The organism is Microcystis sp. M090S1 (assembly GCF_020246295.1).
Lineage (GTDB): Bacteria > Cyanobacteriota > Cyanobacteriia > Cyanobacteriales > Microcystaceae > Microcystis > Microcystis aeruginosa.
On record NZ_JADBTF010000197.1, the window covers coordinates 1 to 10,632 of the forward strand.

The 10,632-nt window shown below is 40.5% G+C and carries 9 protein-coding genes; 3 read left to right on the forward strand and 6 right to left on the reverse strand.

Going from position 1 to position 10,632, the window contains the following annotated elements; all coding sequences use genetic code 11:
• From IM477_RS08885 to IM477_RS08910, 6 genes are all read right to left on the reverse strand, one after another.
• The coding region (locus IM477_RS08885; protein WP_146031629.1) for a helix-turn-helix domain-containing protein at positions 1 to 63 on the reverse strand (63 nt) is incomplete at its 3' end.
• Between the two features lie 73 nt (positions 64 to 136).
• Positions 137 to 1,069, reverse strand: coding sequence for an ABC transporter substrate-binding protein (locus tag IM477_RS08890; RefSeq protein WP_287731415.1), 933 nt, complete (start codon positions 1,067 to 1,069; stop codon positions 137 to 139).
• 11 nt (positions 1,070 to 1,080) lie between these two features.
• Positions 1,081 to 1,800 carry a PspA/IM30 family protein gene (locus IM477_RS08895; RefSeq protein ID WP_287731416.1) on the reverse strand — a complete coding sequence of 240 codons (720 nt, stop codon included), beginning with the start codon at positions 1,798 to 1,800 and terminating at the stop codon, positions 1,081 to 1,083.
• A gap of 107 nt (positions 1,801 to 1,907) precedes the next feature.
• On the reverse strand, positions 1,908 to 4,517 hold the full coding sequence (locus IM477_RS08900; RefSeq protein WP_287731417.1) for an ABC transporter substrate-binding protein: 2,610 nt from the start codon (positions 4,515 to 4,517) through the stop codon (positions 1,908 to 1,910).
• A gap of 32 nt (positions 4,518 to 4,549) precedes the next feature.
• The gene (locus tag IM477_RS08905) at positions 4,550 to 5,914 is read right to left on the reverse strand and encodes a DUF1822 family protein (protein ID WP_287731418.1); all 1,365 of its coding nucleotides are present in this window, start codon (positions 5,912 to 5,914) and stop codon (positions 4,550 to 4,552) included.
• A 16-nt stretch (positions 5,915 to 5,930) separates the two neighbouring features.
• Positions 5,931 to 7,079 carry a helix-turn-helix domain-containing protein gene (locus IM477_RS08910; protein WP_287731419.1) on the reverse strand — a complete coding sequence of 383 codons (1,149 nt, stop codon included), beginning with the start codon at positions 7,077 to 7,079 and terminating at the stop codon, positions 5,931 to 5,933.
• 245 nt (positions 7,080 to 7,324) lie between these two features.
• Between IM477_RS08910 and IM477_RS08915 the strand changes: the two genes are divergently transcribed.
• The 3 genes from IM477_RS08915 (at position 7,325) to IM477_RS08925 (ending at position 10,264) form a co-directional block, all read left to right on the forward strand.
• The gene (locus IM477_RS08915; protein WP_287731420.1) at positions 7,325 to 8,419 is read left to right on the forward strand and encodes a fatty acid desaturase family protein; all 1,095 of its coding nucleotides are present in this window, start codon (positions 7,325 to 7,327) and stop codon (positions 8,417 to 8,419) included.
• Between the two features lie 144 nt (positions 8,420 to 8,563).
• Positions 8,564 to 9,097: a CDP-diacylglycerol--glycerol-3-phosphate 3-phosphatidyltransferase gene (gene pgsA, locus IM477_RS08920; protein WP_287627404.1), complete on the forward strand. Its 534-nt coding sequence runs from the start codon at positions 8,564 to 8,566 to the stop codon at positions 9,095 to 9,097.
• 567 nt (positions 9,098 to 9,664) lie between these two features.
• Positions 9,665 to 10,264 carry a calcium-binding protein gene (locus tag IM477_RS08925; protein WP_287731421.1) on the forward strand — a complete coding sequence of 200 codons (600 nt, stop codon included), beginning with the start codon at positions 9,665 to 9,667 and terminating at the stop codon, positions 10,262 to 10,264.
• The last annotated feature ends 368 nt before the right edge of the window (positions 10,265 to 10,632 follow it).

The following is a 10,632-nucleotide window of genomic DNA, read 5'->3' on the forward strand; positions in this document are numbered from 1 at the left end:
GCGCCGCAATAGCGACTCTTGTTCGGGTGTTGGGTAAAATCGAAACGAATAGGCTTTTTCCATACCTCACATTTTAGCATATATTTCGTAAATGTGCTAATATTTAACAGTAAAGCCGTCGTAGAACGACGGGGTTTCAGACCCAAAATTTTCGATGAGCGACGACAAATAGGCCGTTAGCACCCCCAGAAATCGCCTGATTAAGGGCTTGATCGGCCTTAAAATTGGGGACACTCAGATCACAGACAATCGGCACAATTTGACCGCCTTTTTTCGCCACATTAGCCATCAACTCATCTTTAAAGGAAACATTATCAGGAGCCTGAGAATCGTAGCAAAAAGCAATTTTCTGGACTTTAGCTGTATTTACTATGTAATTTGCTAAGGTTTCCGTAATTTTGCCGTTAGAAGCCACCAGACGAAAGATATAATTTCCCGCACCGGAGAGATTATTAGCCAGGGAGGTGGGAGAAATCATCACCAAACCGCCTTTTTCGTAGATGGGAGCGGCGGCTAAACTGGCATCGGAGGCATTATGACCGATAACAGCGATAATATCGGGATTTTTGACTAATTCACTGGCTACCTCTTTCGATATCTGCGGCTGATTATCGTCATTAACCACGATAACCATCAGTTTTCTGCCGTTGATCCCTCCCTGTTGATTGATCTGGGTTTGTGCGCTGGCGACTCCTCGCAATATTTCCTGAGCGACGTTGGGATTAGTTGTTGCTGGCACAACAACGGCGATTTTAAAGGGATTTGAGCCAGTTTGCAGGTTGCTGAGATAAATTACGCTTTCGGGATCGTTGGGATGTTGAGCGAGGGATTTTTGCAGGAGTTGCTCTGCTTCTTGGTGATCACCTTGAGCAATAGCAGCGATCGCTGATTCTTTGGCGGTGTTAGAATTAGTTTTGATCAGGAGATGATTGCCGTAACTCATGCGGGGATTATTATCGGCTTTTGGGGCAAATATTGCCGAGATTTGGGGAAAAAGAAACCAACCGATCAACCCCAGTAAAACATAGGAAATTGGCGGTAAGCTCGCTTTTTTGCCAGTCTTTGTCATTGCTTTACTCCTTAACTTTGCTGATTGAATTCAGCTAAACGGCGGTTAATTTCGTCATCAAGGCTTAAGAAATCGATTTCTTGAGCTAATTTCTCGCTATAGTTCTCGCTTAATTCACTATAAACGTTTTCTTTTCGATAACGGTCGTTAATCGCTTCATTGGCATCCTCAAAGCGATCGCGGGAGGTATTGAGGTTGAGACTACTATCAAATTCGTTTATTTTGCCTAAAGCCTCATTCATGGAACTAATCGCTTTTAAGTTGCTCATTTCTAACTTATAATGCTCGATTTTTTCCTGCTCTTTACGAAGTTTTTCCTTAGCAGCAATGACCACTTTTTCGGCATTATCGACCCTATCTTTCATGGCGGGTAGAATTTTTTCTAGGGAGAGAACCTTAACCATAGCTAGTCTTGCCGCTTCTTGAAGACCTTTTTTTTGAGCGGTGACAGCCTGTTGCAAGTAGTTTGTGTGTTCCTGTTTTTTCGCCTCGTATTGTGCTTGAGCCGATTGCTGGGCCGCTACTACTTTCGCCACCGATTCTGTCAATTCCGCTAGAGATTTTTGCATCAATTCTAGGGATTCTTTGGCCGATTCTACGGCAATTTTGCCGCCGGATTCGATGGGAATACCCCACAACCAATTCCAGATCGCCAGGAGAGAATTTCCTGCCTTATCACCGATCAGCCAAAAAATCAAGGCTTTTGGGGTTAATTTTTTGAACAATTTCATGCCGTTTGTCTCCTAGAGGTGTTACCTGTTAATTAGGAGTGATGGCTAACTTTGATGCAGTGGGTAAGGTTAATTTTTGTAAAAAGTCTTGACAAGGATAGGAAGGTTTAGACTGGACCGGCAGATTTAATGGGAGCGAGGGGGACAAATCGACCCTTTTTGACCTGTAGAATCAAGTAGCGGCCATCATCAGGATTGTTGTTCATGTTGCGGACACCATTTTCATCGAATCTAACCGTGCCAGTCATTCCTTCGATAGAAAAATCGTTTCTTAAAACTTGATTTAATGATTCTCGATCGAATTTTTGTCCTTGTTGGTATAACTTTCGCAAAGCGGTGAGGATAACTTTGGTCGCATCGTAGGCCATGGGAGTGCGCCAAACATTGATCTTATTTTGCCAAAAACTGTGGATATAATTATCTTGTTTGAGATCATACCAAGGCACGGTGATAACTAAATTTTCCACCCCCTGTTCACCTTCTGCAAGGGTGAGATAACTTTGAAAAGTGGGGGAACCTAAAATCACTAAGTTTAACTGTTGTGCGGGACGTTGCTTAAAGATACTGACGGCTCTTTTCAGATCGTCAATATAGGGAGCAACCATGAGAATATTTACTTGATATTGAGCGATTTTTTGATAAATTTCCTGTTCATCTAAATTAATTTCTGGTTCGATATTGCAGTCAAAATCTGCATCTTTAATGACTTTTTGAAAGCGCTGACCGAGAAGAATGTTTCTATATTTTTGAGCGAAGTTATAATTATCACCAGAGCGATTATCGTAACAAATTAAATTAGTGGGGTTTTGGATAATTAGCTTGTCAGTTTGTTGACGGATATATTCACTTAAGGTTGTGGCAAAAGTTTCCAGATCGGGAACCATTTTATATATATAGCCATTACCGGAGATTTTCGGGGAAAAGCTGGTGGGAGATAGGGCAACAATTTTCCCTTGTACATAGATATCTTTGGCCGCTTCACTAGCAGCAGAAGCATTATGACCAACCACTGCTATAATTGACGGATCTTTAACAAATTTTTCGGCTCGATCTTTGGCATCTACGCCACTATTATTATCATTAGCGACCACTACCTGTAGAAAGTGAAAATCGGGGTTTTTGGCCTGTTCATCGTTTAACTCCTCTTGGAATAAAGCAATACCTCGTAAAATTTCCTGAGCAATTTCTGGATTATTACCAATAGGAACACTGGTGGCAATTTTCAAGGGATTTCTGTCTTGATGAGCCGCACGAGCGTTATTATAATAGATGCGAATCTCTGGATTATTGGGCAAGCGATCGAGGGATTTTTTAAAAAGCTGAATTGCTTGTTTATATTCTTTGTTTTTAAAAGCTTGTCTTCCCCGTTCAATACTGTTATCTTGTCGGTTTGTCTTTAATAATATTTCTTCACCTAGGCTAATTTCTGGGTATTTACTAGCATCATCGGAAAATACTCCTCCCCAATATAAAACTGAGAAAGTTACCAGAAGACTTAAAATAAATAACAGAGCTTGTTTCCAGCGACTAGATAGACGTAAAGGCCAACTTTGCTCATAACTATTTTGGTGATTTTCCTCCGTATTTTCAGGGGGTAAAGGTAAAATTAACGGTGGTTCTTCAGGATTTTCTATCAAACGAGGCAGTAAAGAAGAACTAGCAGCATCCTTCTCAAATTCATGTAATCTTAATTCTTGTCGAGCGCTTGTTAAGGATTCCTGTAGGGATTTATGTTCAAGAAAATTGGGAAGAAAAACTTCTAGAAATCTCAAAGCAACCCGCACAGCGATGGGTTCTTTCATAACAATAATATGGGGTACTCCGATATTAGCCAACTGACGACCAATACCTAACCCATCGCAGGAGTTACAGATAACAAGTTTTAAGCCTTTTTTAACAGCTATTTCTAGGGAATTTCTTAAATTATGTTCGGGAGATAAAGCCGTATCATTATCAATGATAAAAACTCCATCATGTCCGTCGCTACTGGTTTGACTATGACCTAAATAAACTACAATATCCCATGGATTTTTGATCAACTCATTGTGAATATTTATCGTTGAAAGAGGAACTTCTGAACTGGGACTTAATATTTGTATATAAACCTTATCTGGGTTTCCTAGTGCCGTTTGCAAACTGGATAAACACAGGGAATTATGCTCGTTTTCGATGTCAATATTACCCAAAATTACTAAAACATGAATCGGAGGAGTAAGGTTAATTATCGGAGGATTTCTCTGGATAGTAAGAGCAATTTCCACATCATTCCACCAATCCCGTAAAAAATTCCAACACTCCCAGGGAATTTGTTGTAAATCAAAGTGGGTAGTTTGGATAAAAAATCTTACTTCTGACTCAGTACCTATATGGAACAAGATACGATTTTGTATCGAACTCAGAGAACTGGAATTTAGCCATTCATTTAAGCTATCTTTTAAAGTTTGAGTGGCTTTTCTGAGGTTGTCTCTAGGATCACCTACCGCTGCATGGGTGATCATACTATGAGGAACGGTAATTCCTAAACTGGGTTGACTTTCTACCCAATGATAATAAGCTCGACGATAATTTTGCAAAGCGGCAGCAATGTCAAGGTTAGGGACTAATTTCCCGTCAGCAAAAGGTGCTATCAAGAGATGATTGTCACGAATTTCTAGAGTGACGGAAAATCCCGTTTCAAAACTGCCATCACCAATTTTCAGAATCACAACTCTGCTCATGTCTTTACCCTTGACATTTTCTGCTATCTCTATTAAATCCTAAACTGTTCGGTAATGCTACTGTCCCCTAAACTTAGGTTAACATTAAAGCGATCGTCGGCATCAGCTAGAAAATAAAGCTGTAGATAGCTATCTAAGGGTTTCTCCCTTGCTCTTGCTTCTAAACCGGGGATTAATTGGCCTATTTCATCGCTAATTTGCAAAGATAAACCGGGGGGTAGCTTGGCAAAATTGTCCATGGCATAGGCACGAATTAAGACAGCAACTCTCTGGTGACTGGTCGATAAAACTCCCACCATTAAAGCGATTTTATAACCCATTAATTGACTACCCACATCGAGCATTTTGCGGATAGCAGCATTAGGATAATGAGGATCGATATTCCAGAGATATTCGGCCGCTTGCCAGCGAATAGTTTCATCTTGGGTTTGATGTTGCAGTTTTGCTAAAGCTTCCTCTGGGGTTAAATGTTCCGAAAATTCCACCTCTTTTTGACTAGCATACAGTTGTCTAATTTCTCGCTGAATATCTGTCAGAGATTCTCGGCTGCTGATTTTTTCAGCAGCCAACAAAAAACCCGGATTAATTGGACGATAATTGTCGATAGTGCTGAGGATTTCCTGCCATTTTTCGGTAATAATTCCCTGCAACCATTGACTAAGTTTGGTGGGGATTACCTCTAAACGCTGCTGATAAAGTTTTTCTCGCCATTGTTGATTATTCAACAAAGCTAACCACTGCTGACAACTAATATCTAATCTCGGAGAATAGGGTGAAACTTGACCTAACTTTTTAATTAAATTTTCTGCTGTTGCTGGCGATAAGTTTGCTAAAGATTCGAGTTTTCCTTTTTCACTCTCTCCCTCTAAACAACTCTGCCAAAGAATATCTAAATCATCAATAATTTGCTCACTGTCCAAATAATATTGATGGTAAATTGGATCGTATTCTGCGAGATTTTTAACATCTTTTCTGGATATAAAACCCCAGATATTGAGGAATTTTTTTGCTAAATCTACCTGCACCCCTAGATAAAAATCTGCCGCTAAATCGGGAATATCAACCCATTCTTGCTCTATTGTCAATCCCTCAATGTCAATAGCTTGACTGGGAATAGTGGTAACTTTTTTGTCTTGAATTTGCCAAGTAAACCCGTTAATAAACTCCCAAAGATACTGATGGTTTTCAGGTATTATTTGAAGGGAACAATCAAGATTATCTTTCAGCCAATTGCTTAAGCATATTTGCACCAAGTAATTAATCAAAGCCTGATTTTTGGCGGTTTGATTAGAGTATTGACCGAGAATCGATCGAGCTTGTTTAATCTCTGTTTCCGAAAAAGTTAGCCAAAGGGATTTCGGGTTAATTTGTTGCAAAATATCGAGGTTGACTTTCATGGTATCTCCTAACAGATTAGATTTGAGTTAAGTAGGACTGACAAAAATATTCCAGATAAGCATCGATCTCTTGTTTTTGCCGAGATTGTAATTTAATCTCATTTAACAAAATAGGACAATCTTTGCCTTCCCTTGCACAGAGTAGCTGATAAATTTTTTTACATAATTGGGTTATTTCTCGACTAATAGTAGATGAGTGAACTCCCAATCGATTAGCGATCTGTGCTTGCGTCATCTTTTGATGATAGTAACAATATGCAATCTGTTTAACTTCATCCTCAAGAGTGATTAATAACTTATTAATATCTTCCTGGATTTCTTGCTGTTGTAGTAAATCGTTACTTGGCTTCTTGCTGGAGAGATTTTCCCAAAAGTAATTGCTATTATCGTCATAATTAGTAGGCTCAAATCTAGAGTAAGGAGGATCGATATGATTACGCATTATCTCCCCTATTTGATTGAGTTTTGCTTGCACTTCCTCAACGGTGAGAATAACTTGCGGTTGTAACTGCTGTAGGCGATCGATTACCTGTTGCCAATCCTCCTCTTGCCAGTTATCCAATGATCTAAGAGAAGCTTTTTTTACCTCTCGAAAACAGTTAAATATTAGCAGATGATTCTCGTTAAAGATACCCGATGCTCGTAAAACTTTTTGAATTTTATTCGCACTAAAAAGACTGACTATACCGAGATTAGTCCTGCCAATAGTTTTATACTCTCCTCGCAGAAAATTATAGAGAGTATTTCTCAATTTTTTATCTGTCCATTTTTCTAAGATTAAGCGAAAAAATCCCGGTTTGGTCTTGTTATCCTGAAAGTTACCGTAAAAATTGCGAGGATTGTTGGTGATTGCCGTAGAAAGCAAATTCAGCAAATAGTAGAAGAGGGTGTCATAATCAGCATCGATCCGATGGCCAACATTTTGATAGACCCTTTGAGTTACCATACAGGAGCGATATTGTAAAAAAACCATCCAATGAGACTTGACTAATTGGTTATTAGGATCATTCTGTAACCATTGCCACAGATAAAAATACACCGCTTCATCATCGGCCACGCTTCCAGCGATCGCATCGATCAATTTTCTTAATTGTGGCACTTCGCACCAGAAAACTCGATCGCCTTCAATCGCTTTAATAGTAGTATAAAAGTACCTAACGCTCATTTCTATCACCGGCTACAGGTATCTGATATCTGATTAGGTAAAAACCGAGGATTTTCTGCAAGAGGAGCAAACAAATTGAGCGATTGCCTTGCCAAGCGCACCTCTTTCTCTGACAATAGATGAGGGACTGATGAGAAATTATCAGTTATGCTGAGACAGCCTTAGCAAACCAGTACAAGACCCATAAATTCACTCTGAGCTGCCACAAATAGCCGTCATATCAACTTCTAGGACAAAAATTAGGAATGCGAGTAACTTTTACCGAAAATCAGGGTTTTAGAAAGGAATTGAATAAACGGGTTGATGCTTATTTTACCGAAAACGGCATCCCCACCAGAGATAATTTTGCCATGTACCTGAAGACGATCACGATTTTAACTTGGGTAATTGCCGCTTGGCTATTTGTGCTTTTTGGTCCGGATATCTGGTGGCTAAAAATTATTGGTTGCATGGTTTTAGGAGGAGGATTAGCAGGAATCGGTTTTAGCATTGGTCATGATGCTAACCATGGCGGCTATTCTAGTAAAAAATGGGTTAATTCTCTCATGGGCATGAGCTACGATTATATCATCGGTACTTCCAGTTATCTCTGGCGTTTTCGTCATAATTATCTCCATCATACCTACACCAATGTTTTAGGGTACGATGTGGAAATTCACGGCGATGGTATCGTGCGAATGACTCCCCATGCCGAGCATAAATGGTATCATCGTTATCAACATTTATTTATCCCGATTCTCTACGCTATAATTCCTATCTATTGGTCATTCTCCGATGTGCGCTCCATCCTCTTTTGTAATCGTTTTGGCGAGATTAAAATTCCCAATCCTAAACCGATCGATTTATTCGTTTTATTGAGCGGAAAAGTTGTTTATCTCTTTTGGTTTATTGGCATTCCTCTCTTAGTTGGTTATAGTCCCCTAGAAATAGCGATCGGTTTTCTCATTGCTTTTATGACCTATGGAGTGCTTGCCTGTCATGTATTTATGTTAGCTCACGTTTTGGAACCCGCCGAATTTATTCAACCCTCGGCAGCTAACCAAATCGAAGACGAATGGGCAATCTTTCAAGTGCGAACTACCGTAGATTTTGCTCCTAAAAATGCTTTTTTAAATTGGTATTTAGGGGGATTAAATTATCAAGTTGTTCACCATCTTTTCCCGCAAATTTGCCATATTCACTACCCCAAAATTGCCCCAATCTTAGCGGAAGTTTGCCAAGAATTTGGCGTTAATTATGCCGTTTATCCCACCCTGCGAGGTGCTTTAACTTATAATTATCGTTGGCTCAGACAATTAGGCAATAAACAAAGTAATTTCGATCTCAAATTAGCCAGCTAAATATCAGTTATCAGTTATCAGTTATCAGTGATCAGGTGTGAGTTTTCAGTGAATAGTATTAAGCGACAAGCTCGCAGCTGCCTTTTTACTGATTAATGTTGACTGATTACTGATTACTGATTACTGATTACTGATCACTGAAAAATGAACCTACCCAACTCGATTACCCTATCGCGACTCTTGGGACTGCCATTAATTTTATACTGGTTGCACCAAGGCACAGAAATCGATCGCTGGTTAAGTTTAATTATCTTTCTGATTGCTGCCAGCACCGATTGGCTCGATGGTTATCTAGCGCGAAAATTAAATCAAATCACCGAATTAGGTAAATTTCTCGATCCTTTGGTCGATAAATTGCTGGTTCTCGCTCCCCTCTTAGCCCTGATTGAAATGGATTTAATTGCTGCTTGGGGAGTATTTTTGATTCTCGCTCGGGAATTAGCGATCGCTGGTTGGCGCATTAATCCCAATTTAACAGGAAATAGCGACATAAAAGGAGCTAATTGGTGGGGAAAAAGCAAAACAGTCAGCCAAATTATCGCTATCGCTCTCTTAATTGCTCCCTTGCCTTCTGAATATAACTTAATTTCTCAGATTGCCTTTTGGCTATCAGTAGCATTAACTTTAATTTCTGGGGTGATTTATGTCACACCCAGCCGAAAATTAACCCAAAATTGATAAAAACTTGACCATTAACAACAATTCAGAAAACAAGCCCAGAAAAAAAGGTTGCATTTTTTTCTTGGTATATAATAATTGGGGAGAAGATTGTCAAAATCCTCAAGTACAAACATATCATTCAAAGAAAAAACTATGGCCGACACTATTACCGTATCTTTTGAAAAAGCCACCATGGGCGCTAGTTTCACTGTTGGTCAACATGTAACAATTGCCCAGTTCTTGGACGCCAATCCTAAGGCCTCTATTTCCCTGTCGACAACAGCCACTGGTACACATAATCTCACTTCCATTGGCGTTTTCCTTGACGGCACTACGGTTTGGAGATTATTCAACGGAACGACTGGTAATGTTAGCTCAACCCTTTCCGTGTACAAGACACCCTCTTCTAAGGACTTTTCCCTGCCAGCAGGTACCAATACCTTTGTTAGATCTGATGTTCCAGGCACCCATATACTAAAAATCAACCCCAACGGTCCTTCGTACACGAAAGCCGCAGGTACGAAACCAATAAATATCGACCCTATGCCCATGGATGATGAAACTACGATCTCACCACTCTCCAACATGGCTCCCTATTTCATTACAGGTAGTGCGTTCAACGATACCCTAAATGGTGGACCTGATAACGACACCCTAAATGGTGGCGATGGAAACGATAGCCTAAATGGTGGCAATGGTGACGATAGCCTAATCGGTGGCAATGGAAACGATATCCTAAATGGTCTATCGGGAAGCGATACCCTAATCGGTGGCGATGGAAGCGATACCCTAAACGGTGGTGCGGGAACCGATAGCCTAATCGGTGGCGATGGAGACGATAGCCTAATCGGTGGTGTGGGAACCGATACCCTAACCGGCGGCGCTGGTGCTGACCGTTTTGCTTACACTGCTAACAATCAGGGCGTTGACACCATCACCGATTTTACCATCGCTGACGGTGATCTTCTGGCATTTACAAGCGCTCAATTCGGTGGATTGCCTCTCGGTACTTTGGCTCTTAACCAATTAGCAGCAGTCGAAAATAACATTGCCAGATTTATCTACAATTCTGGTACTGGCCTTTTACAGTATGACTCAAACCTTGCCGCTACTGGTAGTCTGCTCGGAATCGCAACCCTTACTGGTACGCCAGCTATCACCAATAATCAGATTGTCATTGTCTAATCTATCCCTGTCCCTCCCCTGCGCTGGGTTGGGCAGTGGTGGGTTTTTGGGGTAAAATCAAGCCACCAGAAATAGTCTCTGCGGGTGTGTTAGCTAGGGCTAGGACACCCTTATTACTTTAAAGCAGTTATCTTAATAGTGAGGTACAAAGTCTCTGGTTTTAGTGGGACTTAGACAAAAAACAAATCGAGAAAAGCCTCAACTCCAATCCCCGCTTGGGATTTACTTCGAGAAGCCCAAAATCGCTGAAACCCAGATAGATCAAGGAAAATCATAAATCGAGGTTAACCCTTTGTCCCGTAATGGTTTGAGCCTTTTTTGCTGACCGAAAACGCCTAAGTCCCATTAGGGAAAGGAACAGAAACACA

Coding starts and splice junctions, on each gene's coding strand:
- IM477_RS08890 (WP_287731415.1), bottom strand. CDS start 1,069: ATGACAAAGACTGGCAAAAAAGCGAGCTTACCGCCAATTTCCTATGTT.
- IM477_RS08895 (WP_287731416.1), bottom strand. CDS start 1,800: ATGAAATTGTTCAAAAAATTAACCCCAAAAGCCTTGATTTTTTGGCTG.
- IM477_RS08900 (WP_287731417.1), bottom strand. CDS start 4,517: ATGAGCAGAGTTGTGATTCTGAAAATTGGTGATGGCAGTTTTGAAACG.
- IM477_RS08905 (WP_287731418.1), bottom strand. CDS start 5,914: ATGAAAGTCAACCTCGATATTTTGCAACAAATTAACCCGAAATCCCTT.
- IM477_RS08910 (WP_287731419.1), bottom strand. CDS start 7,079: ATGAGCGTTAGGTACTTTTATACTACTATTAAAGCGATTGAAGGCGAT.
- IM477_RS08915 (WP_287731420.1), top strand. CDS start 7,325: ATGCGAGTAACTTTTACCGAAAATCAGGGTTTTAGAAAGGAATTGAAT.
- pgsA (WP_287627404.1), top strand. CDS start 8,564: ATGAACCTACCCAACTCGATTACCCTATCGCGACTCTTGGGACTGCCA.
- IM477_RS08925 (WP_287731421.1), top strand. CDS start 9,665: ATGGCTCCCTATTTCATTACAGGTAGTGCGTTCAACGATACCCTAAAT.